The organism is Pseudomonas sp. 10S4, assembly GCF_034344865.1.
GTDB lineage: Bacteria > Pseudomonadota > Gammaproteobacteria > Pseudomonadales > Pseudomonadaceae > Aquipseudomonas.
In genome coordinates, this window is the sequence record NZ_CP133774.1 from 5,962,239 (window position 1) to 5,981,289 (window position 19,051).

The 19,051-nt window shown below is 58.8% G+C and carries 14 protein-coding genes and 4 pseudogenes; 7 read left to right on the forward strand and 11 right to left on the reverse strand.

The window, feature by feature from the left end:
• Nucleotides 1-2 precede the first annotated feature (2 nt).
• The gene (fabI, locus tag RHM58_RS27810; protein ID WP_054047522.1) at nt 3-797 is read left to right on the forward strand and encodes an enoyl-ACP reductase FabI; all 795 of its coding nucleotides are present in this window, start codon (nt 3-5) and stop codon (nt 795-797) included.
• 175 nt (nt 798-972) lie between these two features.
• Here the strand turns inward: fabI and RHM58_RS27815 are convergent, their stop codons facing one another.
• On the reverse strand, nt 973-1,836 hold the full coding sequence (locus RHM58_RS27815) for a LysR family transcriptional regulator (RefSeq protein ID WP_322268785.1): 864 nt from the start codon (nt 1,834-1,836) through the stop codon (nt 973-975).
• Between the two features lie 118 nt (nt 1,837-1,954).
• On the opposite strand from RHM58_RS27815, the gene RHM58_RS27820 reads away from it, so the two are divergent.
• The gene (locus RHM58_RS27820; RefSeq protein ID WP_201257423.1) at nt 1,955-2,380 is read left to right on the forward strand and encodes a VOC family protein; all 426 of its coding nucleotides are present in this window, start codon (nt 1,955-1,957) and stop codon (nt 2,378-2,380) included.
• A pseudogene (locus RHM58_RS27825) lies at nt 2,377-3,661 on the forward strand (amidase). The gene RHM58_RS27820 and the pseudogene RHM58_RS27825 overlap by 4 nt, the downstream one beginning before the upstream one ends.
• Here the strand turns inward: RHM58_RS27825 and RHM58_RS27830 are convergent.
• The 5 genes and pseudogenes from RHM58_RS27830 to RHM58_RS27850 all read right to left on the reverse strand — a co-directional run bounded on the left by RHM58_RS27830 (nt 3,608) and on the right by RHM58_RS27850 (nt 8,876).
• Nucleotides 3,608-4,215: pseudogene (locus RHM58_RS27830) on the reverse strand (GGDEF domain-containing protein). The pseudogenes RHM58_RS27825 and RHM58_RS27830 overlap by 54 nt on opposite strands.
• Before the next feature lie 74 nt (nt 4,216-4,289).
• The gene (locus tag RHM58_RS27835; protein ID WP_322268786.1) at nt 4,290-4,868 is read right to left on the reverse strand and encodes a hypothetical protein; all 579 of its coding nucleotides are present in this window, start codon (nt 4,866-4,868) and stop codon (nt 4,290-4,292) included.
• Between the two features lies 1 nt (nt 4,869).
• A complete protein-coding gene (locus RHM58_RS27840; protein WP_322268787.1) occupies nt 4,870-7,038 on the reverse strand; it encodes a xanthine dehydrogenase family protein molybdopterin-binding subunit in 2,169 nt (722 codons plus the stop codon).
• A 25-nt stretch (nt 7,039-7,063) separates the two neighbouring features.
• A pseudogene (locus RHM58_RS27845) lies at nt 7,064-7,518 on the reverse strand ((2Fe-2S)-binding protein).
• Between the two features lie 512 nt (nt 7,519-8,030).
• Nucleotides 8,031-8,876 (reverse strand): oxidoreductase, encoded by an 846-nt coding sequence (locus RHM58_RS27850; protein ID WP_322268788.1) that lies wholly within the window; start codon nt 8,874-8,876, stop codon nt 8,031-8,033.
• A gap of 113 nt (nt 8,877-8,989) precedes the next feature.
• On the opposite strand from RHM58_RS27850, the gene RHM58_RS27855 reads away from it, so the two are divergent.
• Nucleotides 8,990-9,907 (forward strand): LysR family transcriptional regulator, encoded by a 918-nt coding sequence (locus tag RHM58_RS27855; protein WP_322268789.1) that lies wholly within the window; start codon nt 8,990-8,992, stop codon nt 9,905-9,907.
• 158 nt (nt 9,908-10,065) lie between these two features.
• On the opposite strand, the pseudogene RHM58_RS27860 reads toward RHM58_RS27855, so the two are convergent.
• Together RHM58_RS27860 and RHM58_RS27865 are read right to left on the reverse strand one after the other, a co-directional pair.
• Nucleotides 10,066-10,236, reverse strand: a pseudogene (locus RHM58_RS27860) (transmembrane sensor/regulator PpyR); the annotation flags it as partial.
• Nucleotides 10,237-10,305: 69 nt separating this feature from the next.
• A complete protein-coding gene (locus RHM58_RS27865) occupies nt 10,306-11,664 on the reverse strand; it encodes an XAC2610-related protein (protein WP_201257418.1) in 1,359 nt (452 codons plus the stop codon).
• Between the two features lie 159 nt (nt 11,665-11,823).
• Between RHM58_RS27865 and RHM58_RS27870 the strand changes: the two genes are divergently transcribed.
• From RHM58_RS27870 to RHM58_RS27880, 3 genes are all read left to right on the forward strand, one after another.
• Nucleotides 11,824-12,321: a VOC family protein gene (locus RHM58_RS27870; RefSeq protein WP_322268790.1), complete on the forward strand. Its 498-nt coding sequence runs from the start codon at nt 11,824-11,826 to the stop codon at nt 12,319-12,321.
• Between the two features lie 34 nt (nt 12,322-12,355).
• A complete protein-coding gene (locus RHM58_RS27875) occupies nt 12,356-13,189 on the forward strand; it encodes an AraC family transcriptional regulator (protein WP_322268791.1) in 834 nt (277 codons plus the stop codon).
• Nucleotides 13,190-13,477: 288 nt separating this feature from the next.
• Entirely contained in the window at nt 13,478-17,161 is a 3,684-nt protein-coding gene (locus tag RHM58_RS27880; protein WP_322268792.1) for a hypothetical protein, read from the forward strand.
• A gap of 10 nt (nt 17,162-17,171) precedes the next feature.
• On the opposite strand, the gene RHM58_RS27885 is transcribed toward RHM58_RS27880, so the two are convergent.
• The 3 genes from RHM58_RS27885 to RHM58_RS27895 form a co-directional block, all read right to left on the reverse strand.
• Nucleotides 17,172-17,759, reverse strand: a complete 588-nt coding sequence (locus RHM58_RS27885; protein ID WP_322268793.1) for a LysE family translocator — start codon at nt 17,757-17,759, stop codon at nt 17,172-17,174.
• Between the two features lie 196 nt (nt 17,760-17,955).
• Nucleotides 17,956-18,231, reverse strand: coding sequence for a hypothetical protein (locus RHM58_RS27890; RefSeq protein ID WP_322268794.1), 276 nt, complete (start codon nt 18,229-18,231; stop codon nt 17,956-17,958).
• 11 nt (nt 18,232-18,242) lie between these two features.
• The gene (locus RHM58_RS27895; RefSeq protein ID WP_322268795.1) at nt 18,243-18,971 is read right to left on the reverse strand and encodes a rhomboid family intramembrane serine protease; all 729 of its coding nucleotides are present in this window, start codon (nt 18,969-18,971) and stop codon (nt 18,243-18,245) included.
• Between the last annotated feature and the right edge of the window lie 80 nt (nt 18,972-19,051).

Below are 19,051 nucleotides of genomic sequence, written 5' to 3' on the forward strand. Positions count from 1 at the left end.
ACATGGGTTTTCTCGCCGGTAAGCGCGTACTGATCGTCGGTGTCGCCAGCAAGCTGTCCATCGCATCCGGCATCGCTGCCGCCATGCATCGCGAGGGCGCTGAGCTTGCCTTCACTTATCAGAACGACAAACTCAAGGGTCGTGTCGAAGAATTCGCACAAGGCTGGGGCTCGAGCCCTGAGCTGTGCTTCCCGTGCGACGTGGCCAGCGATGAAGAAATCGCCAAGGTCTTCGAAGAACTGAGCAAGAAGTGGGATGGTTTGGACGTGATCGTTCACTCCGTCGGCTTCGCCCCGGGCGACCAACTGGACGGCGACTTCACCGAAGCCACCACCCGTGAAGGTTTCCGCATCGCTCACGACATCAGCGCCTACAGCTTCGTGGCCCTGGCCAAGGCTGGTCGCGAAATGATGAAAGGCCGCAATGGCAGCCTGCTGACCCTGTCGTACCTGGGCGCCGAGCGCACCATGCCGAACTACAACGTAATGGGCATGGCCAAGGCTTCCCTGGAAGCTGGCGTTCGTTACCTGGCCGGCTCCCTGGGCCCGGAAGGCACCCGCGTCAACGCTGTATCGGCTGGCCCGATCCGCACCCTCGCCGCTTCCGGCATCAAGAACTTCCGTAAGATGCTGGCCGCCAACGAAGCGCAAACCCCGCTGCGTCGCAACGTCACCATCGACGAAGTCGGCAACGCCGGCGCCTTCCTGTGCTCGGACCTGGCGTCCGGCATCAGCGGCGAAATCATGTACGTAGACGGTGGTTTCAACACGACCGCCATGGGCAACATCGAAGAGTGATCTTCGGTTAGCCAATAAAAAACCCGCCGAGTCAGGCGGGTTTTTTTATGCCTGCAATTTAAAGACTGACTCGATCCACTGTGGGAGCGGGCTTGCTCGCGAATGCGGTGTGTCAGTCGACATTTCTATCAACTGGAAGACCGCATTCGCGAGCAAGCCCGCTCCCACAGGGGGGTTATGTATTTTGCATGAGACACTGCGCAAACAGTTGCTGAATCGGCTGCATCCGCTGGCTATAACGCTGCAACAGCACAATCTCGCGATAGAAGGTCAATTCACCCAACCGAATCACCCTCACCTTTGCCCCATGCTCAACCCACAACCCCGCCTCCGGCAGCAGCGAAACCCCCAAGCCGCATTCGACCATTTTCACGATGGCCTCCAGCTCATCCAGTTCCAGCCCGACCTGCACGTCAATCTGTTGCTCGCGCAGAAACCGCGTCACCAACCGCCCGCCGAACGAATTGCGGTCGTAGCGCACCTGAGGATGCTCGGCGAGCAGTTGCAGCGGATCATCACCCTCCAGGTCCGCCGGCACGATCAGCACAAACGGTTCTTTGCGAATGACCTGTGCCGACAATTCCTTGGGCAGCTCGAACGGCGGCTTGATCAGGATCGCCAGGTCCACTTCGCCAGTATCCACCTGACTCAACAGGTTCAACGAAACACCTGGCACCAGTTTCGGCTCCAGCAGCGGCGCCTGCTGCCTCAAACGCAATAACGCCTGAGGCAACAACCCGGTCTGGACCGTGGCCACCGCGCCAATTTTCAGTTCGCCGCGATACTCACTGACGTCATCGCTGACCGCCATGCGCGCGAAGGTTTCCAGCATCTCCCGAGCCATCGGCAAGGCCCGCTGCCCCGCCGCGTTGAGCAGCGCCTGGCGCCCGGTGCGGTCGAATAGCCGAATGCCCAAGGCCTGTTCCAGATTACGGATCTGCGCACTGACTGCCGACTGCGTGAGGCCGATGTGCATGCCGGCCGCGGCGAACGTGCCGTAACGGGTCACGGCGATAAAGGTTTTCAGTTCCCGCAACATACGCACCGCCGTCGCCATTGATCGAAATATTTTGTGCTCGATGCAAAAATTATCGTCTTTTAATCAAAAAGCACAGAGCTAAACTCAGCTTCAACTTTCGACCGTTGAGGATTACCCAATGCCGCTCTCCCCTTTTCACTTGGCCATTCCGGTGTATGACCTGACAGCCGCACGCCGTTTCTATGGCGACGTGTTCGGTCTGGAAGAAGGCCGCTCCAGCGATCACTGGGTGGATTTCAACTTTTTCGGTCATCAGTTTGTCATTCACCTGGCGCCGAAAAACGCCTCTCAGGAAGCGGCCCACACCAATGCCGTGGACGGCCATAACGTGCCGGTGCCGCATTTCGGCGTGGTGCTGGGCATGGCGGAATGGGAAGCCTTGGCCGAACGGCTGAAATCCCTCGGCACGCAGTTCGTGATTGAACCCGGCATTCGTTTTCAGGGACTGGTGGGCGAGCAAGCGACGATGTTTCTGTTCGACCCGTGCGGCAATGCGCTGGAGTTCAAGGCGTTCAAGGACATCAATCAGTTGTTCGCCAAATGATCGGCCCTGGAATGGACGCCACCGCCCTCAGTGAAGCGGTGAACAACGGTGAAACCACAACCGCCGAGATTGCCGATACTTTTCTTGAGCGCATTCAAACTTTGGAACCGCAGATCCAGGCTTTCGTCTCGTTCAAACCGTTGCAGGTCCGCCTGCAAGCTGCACTTAAAAAATAAAGGCCTGTTGGCTGGCGTGCCGGTAGGCGTCAAAGACATCTTCGACAGCGAAGACCATCCCACGCAGTTCTTCTCGCCGATCTATGCCGACCATCAACCGTCCCGGGACGCCCATGCAGTGACGCTGCTGCGCGAGGCCGGCGCGTTGATCATGGGCAAGACCCACACCACCGAATTTGCCTACATGCACACCGGCCCGACCCGCAACCCGCATGATCTGGACCGCACGCCGGGCAGCTCAAGCGCCGGCTCCGCGGCCGGGATGGCGGCGGATTTCTTTGCCGTGGCGCTGGGTACCCAGACTGCCGGTTCGCTGCTCAAACCGGCCTCTTACTGCGGGTTGTTCGCCTTTAAGCCTTCGACAGGAGTGGTCTCGCTGGAAGGCGTGAAACCGCTGGCGCCGAGCTTCGACACCGTGGGCTGGTACGGTCGCTCGGTGCGGGATCTGCACCTCGTGGCACGCGTTCTGATTCCTGGCTTTGCCCTACCTGAAACCCCACAACGCCCGCTGAATTTGGGCTTCTACCGCACCGCGCGCTGGGATCAAGTCGACCCCGAGGTCGCCAGCGCTCTGGAACACGCCCTTGAGCATCTGCGCAACGCTGGCCATCAGATCAGCGAACTGCAATTGCCGGACGAATTTGCCGGTGTGTTCGATGATCATCAGCTAATCAACGATTGCGAGGGCGCCCGTTCGCTGGCGAAGGAATTTCAGCAGCACCGCGCGCTGTTAAGCCCCTCGATACTGGCGATGTTCGACCGAGCCGCAGCCACGACATGGGAACAGGAATCCGCAGCCAAGGCCCGGTTGGCAGCCCTTGCACCGCGTCTCAACGAGCGATGCCAGCCTTTCGACGCCATGCTCGGCCCTTGCTGCGGGATGGTTGCGCCGCTGGCCGTGGACAGCACCGAAAACACCGGGCCATCGGACTTCATCAAGTTCTGGGGGGCGTTCGGCTGGCCACAGGTGAACATCCCACTGGCGCGCGCCGAGGGACTGCTGCCAATCGGGTTGCAGATGATCGGCCGGTTCAGAAACGACGGTTTGTTATTACGAACGGCGGAACGGGTGGCTGCCGAACTGTTCACTGAAAGCCGCCAATAGCCTCTCAGCCGTCTGGTCAAGCGATGGATGACACTCGATCTGGCCGATACTGAAGCGAATGGCATAGCCGCGGTGCACCGTGGCGTTGCGCTCGTCGAGCATCTCTTCGAGCCGCGCCCGGATGGCCTCGATCTCCACTCCATTGGCACCAGTCAGCAGCGCCGCGAACTCGTCGCTGCCCATACGGCCAATCACATCACTCTCGCGAAAGGCAATCCGCAGCACATCGGCGAAGGTTTTCAGGGCATCGTCGCCTTCGGCGCGGCCATACAGCTCATTGATGTGTTTGAAGTTGTCGAGGTCGAAAAACAGCAAGGTCGCCGGCTTGCCTAATCGCAAGCATGCGTCCAACCCCGTTGAGCCAGCGCCTCGAAGCCATGACGATTGGGCAGCAGAGTCAGTTCATCCATGCTCGCCACCTGCACCGCCGTCAGTTCTTGCTCGGCCTGGCGCGCCAATTCGCGCAACAGTTCGCGCTCTTGTAATGAAGCATCCGGCCCGCGCAGGGTGTCTGCACAAGCCCCCGGCTTGACCGGTTTGCCTGGAACCAACATGTCTCACTCCTTTGATGGGTCTATACGTTAGAGGCGCACAGACCCGGTTTGACTCCTGATAAATCCGCCGCTGGTCAGATGCCCGCTACCGGGCACGGCCCTCCGGCGTCCGCCCAGAGCTTGAACTGGGTAACGAAAATGTCGTGAGGCACCGGCACCGGCGCCCGATTGCCACCCGGATTCCAGCCCCAGAGCACCAGTTTGTCGTCGCTGACGTGTTTGATCAGCGCGGCGAAATCACGGTCGCCATTGCTGGAGCGATCCTTGATCAACGCGCAGAGTTTGTCTGGCGGCAGGCCGATCCAGGCCATTTTGTGCGCCGCGGACGGCAGGCTCCAGTGCGGCGCGCCTGGCGGTGCGTGGGGGCCGAAACTGGCCGGCGGGTTGTTTTCGGCATGGCAGGTGGCGCAGGGCAAACCGGCGGCGCCCTTGCCGTCCATGCCGCGCACTACGTTCATCGCGTGCGGGATGCCAGCATCGAACTGCAACGGTGAATCGCCTGGGATGTGGCAGTTCTGGCAGCGCGGGCTCTGGAAAACCTTCTGCACCGTCCCGAAGGCTTTCAACGCAGCCTGATCGTCGGCGAACAGCTCCGAGGCGTAGCCGCCCAGTCCGATCAGCACCACGGCGCCCAGTATCAAATGTCGTTTCATCTCACACCCCCGACAGTTGCAACGGCAGTTCCCGCAGGCGTTGCCCGGTCAGGGCAAACACTGCGTTGGCCACCGCTGGCGCCATGGGCGGCACACCGGCCTCGCCGATACCGCCTGGTTTGTCGGTACTGGGCACGATGTGCACCTCCACCACCGGCATTTCGTTGAGCCGCAGCACCTGATAATCGTGGTAATTGGACTGCACCACCTGGCCGTCCTTGAACGTCACTTTGCTGTGCAGCGCAAACCCCAGGCCGAAGGTAATGCAAGATTCCATTTGCGCAGCGATGCTTTCGGGGTTGACCGCGATGCCGCAGTCCACCGCGCACACCACCCGATGCACGCGGATCTTCAGATTGTCCTGGGACACTTCGGCGACATGCGCAACGAAGCTCCCGAACGATTCGTGCACCGCAACACCCAAGGCGTGACCGTCCGGCAGCGGCGCGCTCCAGTTAGCTTTTTCCACGGCCAGGTTCAGTACGCCCAGATGCCGTGGATGGTCCTTGAGCAAGGTTCGGCGGTATTCCACCGGGTCTTTGCCGGCGGCCGTGGCCAGTTCGTCGATCAACGACTCCATGACGAAGGCGTTGTGGCTGTGCCCAACCGAACGCAGCCACAGCACGTTGATGCCGGTTTTCGGTGAATGCAGCTCCACCAGATGATTGGCCATGCCTTCAAGGTAAGGGCTGTCGGCCACACCTTCGACCGAGGTTTTGTCGACGCCGTCCTTGACCATCGTCGCCGCAAACGCCGTGCCGTCCATGATCGACTGCCCGACCATCACATGCTTCCAGGCCAGCGGCATACCGGCCGCATCCAGACCAATACGCGCCTGATGCAGGAACATCGAGCGGTAATAGCCGCCACGAATGTCGTCTTCCCGGGACCAGACGGTTTTCACCGGCATACCGGCGGCCTTCGCGACTTGCACCGCTTCACTGACAAAATCCGAGGTCGGGTTGGCCCGACGGCCAAAACCGCCGCCGAGGAATTCGGTGTGGATTTCCACCTGTTCGGGTTTAAGCCCGGTGATCTTGCCCGCGATCATTTGATCGAGGGTCTGGAACTGGGTGCCGGTCCAGATTTCGCATTTGTCCGCAGTGATTTTCACCGTGCAGTTGAGCGGTTCCATTGGTGCATGGGCCAGGTACGGCACGCTGTATTCAACGTCGATGGTTTTTGCTGCTTTGCCCAATGTGGCGGCTGCATCGCCAGCCTGACTTGCTGGCATGCCGGGGGTGGCGGCGAGTTGGCGGAAGCTTTCCAGCAGTTTCACGCTGTCGAGGCCGGTGTTCGGGCCCAGGTCCCAGTCGATGTTCAGCGCATCGCGGCCCAGTTTCGCCGCCCAGTAGTGATCGGCAATCACCGCCACGCCCGTGGGCACCTGCACCACTTTGTGCACCCCCGGCACCGCCAGGGCCTCGGCGCCTTCGAAGGATTTGACGCTGCCGCCAAACACCGGCGGGCGCGCAACCATGGCGGTCATCAGCCCTTCAAATTGCACGTCCATGCCGAACTTGGCCCGGCCGGTGATTTTCTCCGGGGTGTCGAGCCGTTTGGTCGGTTTGCCGATGATCTTCCAGTCCTTGGCGTCCTTGAACTTGATCGAGGCCGGGTCCGGCACCGGCAGCTTGCCGGCGTCATCCGCCAGTTCACCGTAGGTCGCGCGTTTGTCGCCAGCGATGACCACGCCCGGTTCGGTGCGAATCTCGGACGGCGCGACGTTGAAGCGCTTGGCGGCGGCGTCGATCAACATCAGGCGCGCGGCGGCGCCGGCCTGACGATAGCGGTCGAACTCCATCCAGGTCGAAGTAGACCCGCCAGTGATCTGCATGCCGCCAAACCCGGCCAGACCATAATCCTTGGCCGAGGCGGGTGAATGTTCGACGCGGATCTTCGACCAGTCGGCGTCCAACTCCTCGGCGATCAGCATGGTCAGGCCGGTCCAGATGCCCTGGCCCATTTCCGAATGGCCGAGCAGGATGGTGACGCTGTTGTCATTGGCGATTCGCAGGAAGGCATTCGGCGCGAAGACATTGCCTTGATCCTCGGCGCCCAAAGCAAAACGATGGCCGCCGGGAATGACAAACGCCACCACCAACCCACCGCCAAGCACCGCACTGCCCTTGAGAAAACCACGGCGTGAAACAGGACTGAAGCTGTTCATTGAACTGACTCCCCCGGACGTGGCATCAACCGATCTCGGCGGCGCGTTTGACCGCCGCACGGATCCTTGGGTAAGTGCCGCAGCGGCAGATGTTGCCGGACAGCGCCTGATCGATGTCACTGTCGGTGGGTTTGGGGATCTTCGCCAGCAAGGCTGCGGCCGACATGATCTGCCCCGACTGGCAGTAACCGCACTGCACCACGTCTAGCTCAGCCCAGGCTTGTTGCACCGGGTGCGAACCGTCGGTGGACAGGCCTTCGATGGTGAGGATTTTTGCCCGTTGGCCACGGCCGTGACAGGAGTGATACAGGAGCGCAGCGGCGCGCCGTCGACGTGCACGGTGCAGGCACCGCACTGGGCCATGCCGCAACCGAATTTGGTCCCGGTCAGGTGCGCGACATCGCGCAAGACCCACAGCAAAGGCATGTCCGCGGGGACGTCCAGTGCCTGGTCCTTGCCATTGATATTCAGGGTAAGCATTACGGATTTCCTCAGACTCACGGTGTTCTGAAGGGGCGCCGTTGAAACGACGTCGTTTTTTTGTAGGAGCCAGGCTTGCCGGCGAAGGCGTCAGGTCTGACAAACCACGTTACCGTTCATCGCGAGCAAGCTTTGCTCCTACAGGGTCGGCGGGTCTACGCGCCTCGGGCTATCCATACAGCTAAGCGCAGATTGAACGAGTGGCCAGATTCAGCGACCGCCGGTCACGCAAGATCGAACACAAATACCTGATCTATTGAGTTACCCCTGTGGGAGCGAGCCTGCTCGCGATGGCGGTGTATCAGTCAACATCTCTACTGACTGGAAGACCGCTATCGCGAGCAGGCTCGCTCCCACAGGTGATCTTCGGTGCGCACAGGGTTTTGTGTACGACTTCAATCCAGTGTGGGAGCGGGCTTGCTCGCGAAAGCGGGGTGTCAGTCAACATCTCTACTGACTGGAAGACCGCTATCGCGAGCAAGCTTTGCCCCTACAGAGGTCAGCCGATTGGTTTAGAAGTCGGTGGACTCTGACAGCTTGCGCCAGATGTTCAGTTCTTCGGCAACAAACGCATTCTTGGCCGCGATATAGAGCACCGAATCCGAACCCAATGGCAAACGCAGCGGCGGTTGTTCAGCCTCGACCAGCGTGATCAGCGCCTGGGCCAGCTTCTCTGGGTCACCGGGTTGTTGCTGATTGATCGCCTTGGAGAGTTTGCGCACTTCGCCGGCGGTCGAGGCGTAGTCGGCGATCGTTTCCGGCGACTCAACCAGGGAATTGGAATCAAGGAAGTCAGTGCGGAAATAACCCGGCTCAACCACCGTCACTTTCACCCCCAACGGCGCCAGTTCGCCGTGCAGGGCTTCGCTCAGGGCTTCGACGGCGAACTTGGTCGAGCAATAAATGCCATAGCCCGGCGCCGACTGATAACCGCCCACCGACGAAATGTTGATCACATGCCCGCTGCGGGCGGCGCGCATGTGCGGCAAGACCCCACGTGTAACGTTCAGCAGGCCAAAAACGTTGGTTTCATAAAGCCGCTTGATTTCATCGCTGCTCGCCTCTTCCACCGCCCCGATTAAACCGAAACCGGCGTTGTTGACCAGCACGTCGATGCGCCCGAAATGCTCGATGGCAGCTTGAGCTACCGCCGTGCTCTGGGCTTCGTTGGTCACGTCCAGGGTGGCGGCCAGCAAGCCCGGTTGATCGCCGAAACGCTGAACGATTGTGCTCGCGTCGCGAGCCGTGGCCACCACCGCATCACCGTTGGCCAGCGCGGCGGCAACGATTTTCGCACCGATACCACGGGAAGCGCCGGTGACGAGCCAGACACGTTTGAAAGAATGAGAAATGCTCATGTTCGATACCTTGTGTGGGGTTGGGATAGACACCAAGGTACGCAGGAAGATTGGTCGGAAAAATGCCCTCGTGTTACAAGCACTATGAAACGCTCTTTCATAATGGTTCGACCATGAATCACGATCCGTTCGACGGCTTGACCGAGTTCCTCGCGGTAGCCGAGCACAAAAGCTTCACCCTTGCCGCCACCCGGCTGGCCGTCACGCCCACGGCGGTCAGCCATGCGATCAAGTTGCTGGAGCGGCGCACTGGCGTGTTGTTGTTTCAGCGCACCACCCGCCGCGTGGCGTTGACCGAGGCCGGCGCCAGCCTGTTTACGCGCTTGCGCCCGGCGGCCAGTGAGATCGATGAAGCGCTGGCGGTGCTCAGCGGCTTTCGCGATCAACCGATGGGCACCCTGCGCATCACCGCGCCACGTTTGTCTGGTGCGCTGTTGATCGAGCCGCTGATTCCGTTGTTTCGCCAGGCCCACCCGCAAGTCACCCTCGATATTTCCCTGGATGACGCCACGGTGGACCTGATGGCCGGCGGCTTCGATGCCGGGATCCGTTTGGGTGAATCGATCGAGAAAGACATGGTCGCCGTGCGCCTGACACCGGACCTGCAATGGTCAGTGGTGGGCTCTCCGGCCTACTTCGCCAAGGCTGGCCAACCCGCCAGCCCGGAAGAACTGACCGGGCATGAATGCATCGGCTTTCGCTTTTCGACCTCGGGCAATGCCCATCGCTGGGAGTTTCAGCGCGATGGTCGCGACTTTACCGTCGGCGTTGCCGGTGGCGTGATCGTCAACGACCGCAAGTTGCTGGCGGCCGCTGCTCGAGATGGCTTGGGCCTGGCGTATGCCTGCGACCTGGAGATTACCGACGATCTGGCGGATGGACGACTGCAACGGGTGCTGCAGCCATTCGTGCCGCTCAGTTCGGGGTTGTACCTGTACTTCCCGAGTCGCACCCAGACCCAGCCGAAACTGCGGGCGTTTATTGATTTGGCGACCCGCTGGATCGCTGAACGCGGCGGCCTCGGACGCTAATGTCAGTCAATTAAGCCTGACACCGATTCTGTGGCGAGGGGCTTGCCCCCATTGGGTTGCGGGGTAACCCCCGGCTTTTCTCAGTGTCACCGAGTCGTCTGGATTTACGACTGCTCCGCAGCCGAACGGGGCAAGCCCCCTCGCCACAGGTTTGATTATCAGACCACCACTCGGGATAGGTAGATACTCAGCCGATGCGGGGTCAGCAGGCGCATCACATAACCGATTTTGAGCAGGGTTGGGCCGATAATGGTCATGGCATGCATCGAAATCAGCGTCAAAATCGACAAATACCCGGTGTAAAGGTAAGCGCCGGAGATGCTGACCAGCGGTCTTAATGACTCGAGATCACGTCATTTTGACTGCTGATAGCACGGTGGGATTTCTAGCCCCCTGCCTCAAGGTACTTTTACATAACCGCCGCTGTATTTCTGATACTCACCGTAACCCGTCACGCTAGCCGCACCGTTGAGCAATTGCAGGCGAAAAATCGGCCCGCCCTGGGCATCCAGCACAATGGCCAGATTGCCGGCCAGCAACGTCGACTGATAATGGATCTCGCTGGGTGGATCCTTAAGCTGGAAAGCGTTGAGGCTGATGTCTGCGGTCTCAGGGCCGTTGTCGACCCCCGGCAGTATTTTCACAAACATCTCACCCACTCGCTGCTCTGCGGCATTGCTAATCATGTAGTGGCCCTGACGTTGATTGTCGGCAACCCGCTCGAGTTTTTGCGGCGCAACTTTGAAAGCGGTGGGCCGCATTTTGATGCTGAACTCACGGCTGGCGCTACGCCACGTACCGGTCTGGGTCCCCTGTACGTTCGGCGTGCCTTCCAGGTACCAGTCGCCGGTCATCTGACCGTCGTCGCTCAATTCGTGCAACAACACACCGCCATCGTCGTACGCCCCACCGACCAGCCGGATCGGCTTGCCGCTGCCATTCTTACCGTAACGAACTTCACCGACGTACACCGCCCCCTGAAGTTGCCACCAGAGTTCGACCGCGATCTTGTCGTCGAGGGTGCCACGCAACATCACCGGAGGCTCAGTGTCCGGGCCCTCAAGATGATGTCGTTCGATCCACTGACCCGCCGTCAGTTCGCGCTCGGTGACGTCCATGTAGCCCGCCGGCATGAAGGGGTTTGCCTCCGTCGGCATCTGCGCGGCCATGATCTTTTCGGCGACCATGACCGGTTGATTTTTCTCTATCTGCCAAGTCGCGTACTGATGCCAGCAGCAGCCGCTTTTCGAGCTCGTATGCAAGCGCTTGGCGACTGGATCAACACCGAACATGCCCAACTGCCCATCACGGGTCAGGTAGGAGTAATTGGGGTTAAAGACCAGAGTCGGGCTCGCGGGATCGGACAGGTAGATGTCATAGGAAGGGCCGCCGTAACCGCCCTCACTGCCGTTGCGTACCGCCATATCCTGTTGCCCGTCGAAATTGAAGTCATCGAAAAACAGCAGGCTCTGATCGCCGTAGGCCGGAGCCTGGTTGATCTCCATCATTTTGCTGTTGCGTTCTAAATCGACAAACGCCTCGGGCGACTCAATGCGTTGCAGCTCCTGGCCACTGGACTTATCGCGCAAGGTGACCTGCGCGGGCGCGCCCTCGAAGCTTTGGGCTGGAGGATTGGGGAACACCACCTCAATCGCATACTTCTGTGCCGGATCGGTGAGGTGAAAAGTCAGCGGCTCAGCACTCGCACAAACGCTGGCGAGCAGGCAGGCAACAGCCAATAAACGAGGGGTAACCATGATGCTGAGCGTCCTTGCGGCAAAATCGGGGCGGCAAGTCTAGCGACAAACAGTTCGGGCCGATATGTCTTCTCGACTTGTCGATCTACGGCACCGCCAACCGGCTACCGAGTGACTACGCTGATAGTCCAGCGTGCTAACCCCGTAGAGGAGAACACCATGCAACGCGTGCAAAAACTCACACCCTGCCTCTGGTTCGATGATCAGGCCGAAGCGGCTGCCAAATTCTATTGCTCGATCTTCGATCACTCCAAAATCACCGCCATCACCCATTACGGCAAGGCTGGTTTCGAGCGCCACGGTCGCCCCGAAGGCTCGGTGCTGACTGTGAGTTTCGAACTCGATGGCCAGGGCTTCACCGGGCTCAATGGCGGCCCGGTGTTCAAGTTCAACGAAGCGGTTTCGTTCCAGGTCAATTGCCAGACTCAGGAAGAGGTCGACCATTACTGGGGCGCGTTATCTGCCGTACCCCAGGCCGAGCAATGTGGCTGGGTGAAGGACAAGTTCGGGCTGTCCTGGCAGATCGTCCCGGTGGCCATGATGGAGATGCTCAAAGACCCCGACACGGTCAAATCCCAGCGGGCCATGCAAGCGATGATGCAGATGAAAAAACTCGACATCGCTGAACTGCAGCGGGCCTTTAACGGCGAGAGCTAATACACTCAAGCGCTGACCTGCCAGGACACTAACGATGAAGCATGCCGCTGCCAAAGATGCCGACAAAGCTCCACGTTTCTGGCGCGACGACGCCCTGCCCTTCATCGAAGCCCGGGCCATCGCCGATGGCCGCGAAGTCTGCTACGCCCGGCATTCCCACGCGCACTTTTCCATCGGCGCGATTACCGCCGGGCTCAGCACCTATGTGCATGAGCAATCGGAGTTTCAGGTCAGCACCGGCACCGTGGTGCTGATGAACCCCGGCGATGTCCACGCCTGCAACCCGATCGATGACCAGCCCTGGTCGTACCTGATGCTCTACGTCGAGACGCCGTGGTTGACCGACCTGCAGCATCAACTGGGGTTCAGCCAGGACCAGGCGTTTCGCCGGTTTGCCATCACCCACAATCGTGACGCCAGGCTGTTTGTCGGCCTGAAGGATCTGTACGCCGTGCTGGTCGATGAACAGCAAGACATACTGCGCAAGCACAGCGCCGCAGTGGAATTTTTCACCGAGATGCAGCAGTGCCTCAACCCTATCGATCAGCCGCTGCGCGAGCCCAATTTCAAACTCGAGCGAGCCGCCGACTACATCCGCGACAACTGCACGCAACTGCTCAAGCTTGAAGATATTTGCGAAGCTGCGCAGTTGTCACCGTCCTACCTGATCCGCGCGTTCAAGCAGCATTACGGCATGACGCCCCATGCGTTTTTGCTCAATCGGCGCATCCAGTTCGCCCAGGACCGCTTGCGCAGCGGCAAGCTGATCGCCGATGTGGCGCTGGAAGCCGGGTTTGCCGATCAGGCGCACTTTCAGCGGGTGTTCAAACAGCATCTGGCTGCGACTCCGGGGCAGTATCGCGGTTAGAAGTAATCGCCTGTTGAAGGTTTGGTAAACCAATAGTCCCGTGCAACTTTATACAATCAGCAATACACCTCCCTGGCTAACTCCGCCCTGACAACAACCTATAACGGCGCTATTGCTGACTGCCCAGCAATACGGTCATCTGCAAACAAACATGCAGACATACAGCAACAATGGCAACGCTGCATGTTTGCCTTTAGCCTGCAAACCCGAACAACTTCTAAACATACTTGCACCCTTCAACAAACACCAAATCAACAGTAACAACATCCGAAGATGGAACTTCAGAGCATGCAAAACCAGAACAACAACCCAGTTACTTCCAGCAATGAACTTCAAAAACCAGCCATCACCAAAGCACTGGAAAACTTTCTCACTGACGATCATGTTCAAAGCACTCTTCAATGGTCCTGGGATCGCCTGGCCATGAAAAGCGTGAGCGGTTCCAACTTTGATCTGGTTCATCGCTCTGGGAGCATTTGCCTTTCGAGACTGATCCGGCATCCGGCTTTTCTGAAACTGCGACGGGAACACGCCCTGCCCGACCAGGCGGCATATCAAGTCGATAAACATGGCCGTATTTATCACGTTCGGCAAAACCTGAGTTCCATCGAGCGTCCGGGGAGCCCTCCCGTCGTCATTACTAACGCCTACTTCTCGCGCACAGACATCACCGCTCACATCGCCGGTATTCCGGCGCTGGACGAAGACCTGAAACTACTGACGAAAATGGCGGCATTGACCGGTGGGTTCATCAGCTCAAGCGAGTGGATTTCGGTAGGCCAATGGCTCGACTTCCAGGGTTTACCGTTGCCAACCAACGAACAAGACGCCAGAGGGCTGATTGATCTGCTCAACTTCGCGACACTCCCCGAGGCCCCTAGATTTGGTAACTACTGGCAACTTCTGGATGCCCCCGAAGACTCGCCCTTCAAACTCACCGATAACAATCGCGCAATCATTCGTAAGGTAACCCGGTATTTAACCGGTGGCAAAACCTCCCTGGTGGCACATTTGGGCAAACACTTGCTGTTTGAAATCGCCTCGGCGGGTCAGTTACCCACCAGCCAGGATTACCGCTTACAAAGGCTGATCGAAATTACTTCAGGGACGTCGGAACAAGGGCAAGCGTACTTCGATGCCCTGGGCTGGTTCACCGACGAAACCAAGCCGAAACCGTCACCCGAGTTTGTCGAGCAGTTGCTGATCGCCGCCATGCTGCTCGACCTTGATCCTACCGTCGACAGTGCCAATACAACATTTGCCGGCTTCGATCTCTATTCGGCCGATGACTTCATGCTTCATCCGTCCACTGTGCGCACGCGCCTGGAACAGCATCTGGTCGACAGTCTCAAGCTTCATCAAGCGTTCGCACCGCTGGTTGCGCAGCTGGTGCTTGGCGGCATGGCGCCGCAATACCTGTTTGCCGACTGGCCTGGTGAACTGCGCCTCGGAACGCCAGCCTGGGTGGTGAGTACTCAAGCGGTACATTTTGCTGAAGCCCTTATCCCTGGTGTTTCGCGCAAGTTGAGCCATCAACATCTGCTCGGCCTGGGTCAGTCTTCCCAGGCAACCCCGCAACTGGCTTCGTTGCATGCCGCCCATACGGTGGACCCGATGGTCACCTGGGCGCTGATGAACAAAATCATTGCGAGGGACACCAACGGCAACCTGACCCAGGAAGCGCTGACCCTGGCCGCTAAGGAATACGAACAGTACCTCGATAAAATACTCAACGCCGCCACAGCACTCGGCCAGGCAATACCCCACCGCAAACCACTCGCGCTGAAAGAACTGAAATCCACCGCACCCGCCTGCGATCCTGGCGAACTGTTGGTCAAACACCGAGGCAGCGGTGGCGGTGCCGGGCGAAAGGTCTCGGTTCTTGATCTTTACATGGGCGATGAACTTCACAGCCAGGATTGGGATCGCGTCAGAGGCACCAGTATTTACCAATCATTTCCCGAGTTGGCAGAACTGTATCCCGTTGCCGACTTGTATGAAGAGGCCATCAATCGGCATCACAGCGCAACAACAGAAGCATTGGCCAGCAACATCGAAGTCACTCTTTCGCAATTGTCCCGCAGTGAAGCTTCATTCATCGAGTACGGCGCTGTCGGTATTTATTGCATTGAGGAATACAACACGACCCGCTTTCCAACTTTACCGTCACCGGGAGGTATACCCCGTCCCTTGACCCCTATTCCAGGAGAAACCGGTCGTTACGGTGTGATTCTCTGTGCGCAAATGAATTCGCAGGTTCGTTGCTTTGAGCTGTTTCCATTACGACTGGAATGCCGACTCAATCCGAAACTCGAATCCGTGTTCCGCCCCCTTGTGACGCAAGAGGGGAATGGCCGCAAGGTGAAATTTGCCGGCCGTGAAAAGTTCGATAACGTCCCTCTGGACATACGGGCGTACTTACAAAACCAGGCACCGCGCAGCAATGCGCAATCAAGGATGTTCATCCGAAAGATCGGAGAGTTCCAGGCACCGTCGGCCACAACCGTTTCGAGCGTTGAAAACCCCTTCTTCCGCTCGGCACGCAAAGAAGCACTCAGCAAGCTTATTGCTGAAGAAAACCCCTATTTCACCGTCAAAGAACTGAAGCAGATAGGCCTCGACCAGACCGAACGGGAACGAGCGATCGAGAAGACCGATGCCATCTTCAATACAGTGCTCAATATGATTATTCCGTTCAAGGAGTGCGTCGAAGAGATGTCCTCGGGCAACCCCTCCCGCCAACAAAACGCACTCCTGGGGTGTGTCATGGATGCAGCGGCACTTGTCCTGGTCTTTGCGCTCGTGCCGGGCAAAATTGCCGTCACCAGTGCCAAAGCCACGACCGTGGTAACGAAACTGCTTTCTGCATCGAGGGTCGGTGCCCGTGCCGTGGTCGGGTTGATCAACCCTTTGGACGGTATTCCGAAACTCCTCAAGGGCGGCCTGAAGCTGATTGGCAAAGGCGCCTTGAAAGTTGGCCATTACTCCGCCTCTAGCGCCCAGATCGCCCGGGCGCAGTTACGGCATCTGACCGGCACCCACTCTTATGATCTGATCAAGGCAATCAACCACACCGGCAGCGCATCGCAGATCCGCATGAGCCTGGACACCTTGGCCCATGCACGGGCGTTGTTTAAAAGTGATGGCCTGGAAACTGCCGAGCACGTACTCAAACACCTGCACGCCAATGACGTGAAGTTGCTCAAGCACGTGCCTGAACAGGAACTTCAGCATTTGTTGGAAAACTCGTTGGCCGAGATAGCGCGCAAGTCTGGCGACACCCAATCGCTGACGAAGCTACTGGATGCTGACGTTGTCGGCTCGCTGATACGCCAGCAAGCGCAAAAGTATTCACTGGCCAACCTTCGCCAGTTCAAGGATCACGCTGTATTGCCGGAGCTCTTCCACGACACCCTGAAGGTGGAATACAAAAATCTGACGGCCATGAATCAACACCAAACGACATTACTCGCCTCGGACCTTGGCAAGTCGCCTTACAACGGCATCCTGGAAGATGTGTCCTTTAACCCTGACCGTTTGACCGACAACGCAGATCGAGCCACCGCCTGGATTCTCAAAGCGTCGAATTCCCGAAACGAGGCTGACAACATCAGGACTTTGCTCCACGAATACAGCAACAATGGCAAGTCCCTGACTGATCCTGCGGTTTACAAGGAACTGCATCGACGTCTGGTGCCCGAGACGACAGATGCCCTGCGCAGCCCTACCGCTCAGGCTCGTTACCCTTCCAACGTTTCGGGCGCGGCGATGTTGGAGAAACACCTGGCAACCCTGGATCCAGCCCATGAGCATTTCGGTAAGCAGATGCTCGGCTCCTTTCTGGGCTACCACAGCTTCGTCGACGGAAATGGCCGTACCGCACGGGCGATCTATGCCATCACGGAACTGCGCGCCAATCGATTCAACGCCCTGCCTGTCTCGACAGAAAATGCCCTGAGCGGTCTGGCGTGACACAGGGAATCTAGGTCCGGATCAGATACCCCGCACACACCACCAGCAGCAACGCCATGCTCCGGTTGAACAGCCGCATGCCCCTGGCGTTGCTCAAATACCCGCGCAAGAAGGTCCCGGCATAAGCCCAGCAGCCGACCGAGAGATAACAGACCACCAGATAAATCGCCGCGAATTGCCAGACCAGCCGCGCGTCGCCGTCCGCGACAAAGGCGCCCATGCCCGCGACACAGGCCAGCCAGGCCTTGGGGTTGAGCCATTGCATCATTGCGCCGTAAAACATCGAGGGCGCCTTGCCCTCCTGACTGGCGCCCAAGTGACCGTTATCGACCGCCAGTTTCCAGGCCATGAACAACAGAAACGCCACCCCAGCCACTTGCACCACCCGGGTCAGCACCGGCCATAACCGCAGCAACTCGTGCAGGCCCAGGCCCATCAACACCAGCAGCAAGACAAACCCCAGGGTTGCCCCCGCCACATGCCGCTGACTGGCACGAAAACCAAACTGCGCCCCGGAACTCAACGCCACGATATTCACCGGCCCCGGGGTTATCGAAGCGACCAGGGCAAACGCCGCCATGGAGATCAACACACTCATCACACACCTTCTTCAATTCAGTTGAACCGGACCTCAAGGTAAAGAGCGCACCGATCACTGTATTGAACAAAACACCCCTCCCGTGCCCACCACAAAACAATGTGGGAGCAGGCTCGCTCCCACAGGGATGTTTTCGTCAGGGTATACCGCGGCGGCGGCGCGGCAGGATTGTTGGGTGGGGTAACCCTGACGGTTGCTAAGGGTGGCGACCATCAATAGGAGATGAAAGTCTTTTAACAGCGGCGACCTGCACCACTGAGTCGCTCATGAGTGCCCTGAACTGGGCCTGCGTCGCTGCATCCGGCTCGCGGCCCTGATTTCCCATGATGACTGCCACGCGATACATTTTCCGATTGTCGTCGATGTAGCTCAGGATCGCTTCCCGTAGTGCAATTCGTGGCGAACCGTTTGGTAGAGGGGCATTCTCGAAGGAGGCATACAGCTTTTCCCATTGAGGGACGACTTCCTGCATGATTTTGTTGGCTATCGCATATCTTTCGCCTGGCGTATGCACAGGTACCCGCAAGAGCGCGCCCCCTCGCTCATCGCTTTTGCCAAGCTGGGGGCAATAGTGTGCTCCAAACTTGTGAATTGAAGCTCTTCATTGTAAGCCTCGCGGATATGCGCCAACAGGTAAGTCGACGAGCCCAAAACGACGAGTGCCAGCGCAGAGGAAAGCAACGCGCTTTTAAGCGCTACTTTTGCGCGAGCCGGCTCGTTGAGCGGCCTTGCCAGCGTCAAGCCGAGTAAAACGCCACCCACCAACCCGCCAAGATGCGCGCCGTTGTCGATGCCCTGGTGCGTAAAACCGTAGAACAGGTTGTACGCGATGAGCACCACGATCGAGATGCGTTGTTGCAGAGCAATCGACGTCGGCAACTCGTGGCGGAACTTCAGCACATACACCAGCAGCCCACCGAACACCCCGAAAATGGCGCCCGATGCACCCGCACTGTTGACGGTCGGATGCCACAGCACACTGACAATGCTGCCGGCCACGCCGGCAAACAGGTACAGCGCCAGGAATCGCCCACTCCCGTACAGGCGCTCCGCCAGTCGGCCGATCTGGAACAGTGCGAGCATGTTGAACATCAAGTGAACCAGGCCGAAATGGACAAACACCGATGTGAGCAGGCGCCACCATCCACCACCCAGGGTTTCAGGGCCGAAGTTCGTGCCCCATCGGACGGTCATAGGAATGTTCTGCGCCATGATCCCGACGCCGCCCGCGCACATCGCCAGGTAAACCAGAACGTTTATCGCGATCAGCCCGTAGGTGACCCTGGTGATCG

Bases quoted from the DNA above. Each gene is read 5' to 3' on its own strand.
- fabI (WP_054047522.1), top strand. From the start codon at position 3: ATGGGTTTTCTCGCCGGTAAGCGCGTACTGATCGTCGGTGTCGCCAGC.
- RHM58_RS27815 (WP_322268785.1), bottom strand. From the start codon at position 1,836: ATGTTGCGGGAACTGAAAACCTTTATCGCCGTGACCCGTTACGGCACG.
- RHM58_RS27820 (WP_201257423.1), top strand. From the start codon at position 1,955: ATGCCGCTCTCCCCTTTTCACTTGGCCATTCCGGTGTATGACCTGACA.
- RHM58_RS27835 (WP_322268786.1), bottom strand. From the start codon at position 4,868: ATGAAACGACATTTGATACTGGGCGCCGTGGTGCTGATCGGACTGGGC.
- RHM58_RS27840 (WP_322268787.1), bottom strand. From the start codon at position 7,038: ATGAACAGCTTCAGTCCTGTTTCACGCCGTGGTTTTCTCAAGGGCAGT.
- RHM58_RS27850 (WP_322268788.1), bottom strand. From the start codon at position 8,876: ATGAGCATTTCTCATTCTTTCAAACGTGTCTGGCTCGTCACCGGCGCT.
- RHM58_RS27855 (WP_322268789.1), top strand. From the start codon at position 8,990: ATGAATCACGATCCGTTCGACGGCTTGACCGAGTTCCTCGCGGTAGCC.
- RHM58_RS27865 (WP_201257418.1), bottom strand. From the start codon at position 11,664: ATGGTTACCCCTCGTTTATTGGCTGTTGCCTGCCTGCTCGCCAGCGTT.
- RHM58_RS27870 (WP_322268790.1), top strand. From the start codon at position 11,824: ATGCAACGCGTGCAAAAACTCACACCCTGCCTCTGGTTCGATGATCAG.
- RHM58_RS27875 (WP_322268791.1), top strand. From the start codon at position 12,356: ATGAAGCATGCCGCTGCCAAAGATGCCGACAAAGCTCCACGTTTCTGG.
- RHM58_RS27880 (WP_322268792.1), top strand. From the start codon at position 13,478: ATGCAAAACCAGAACAACAACCCAGTTACTTCCAGCAATGAACTTCAA.
- RHM58_RS27885 (WP_322268793.1), bottom strand. From the start codon at position 17,759: ATGAGTGTGTTGATCTCCATGGCGGCGTTTGCCCTGGTCGCTTCGATA.
- RHM58_RS27890 (WP_322268794.1), bottom strand. From the start codon at position 18,231: ATGCAGGAAGTCGTCCCTCAATGGGAAAAGCTGTATGCCTCCTTCGAG.
- RHM58_RS27895 (WP_322268795.1), bottom strand. From the start codon at position 18,971: ATGGCGCAGAACATTCCTATGACCGTCCGATGGGGCACGAACTTCGGC.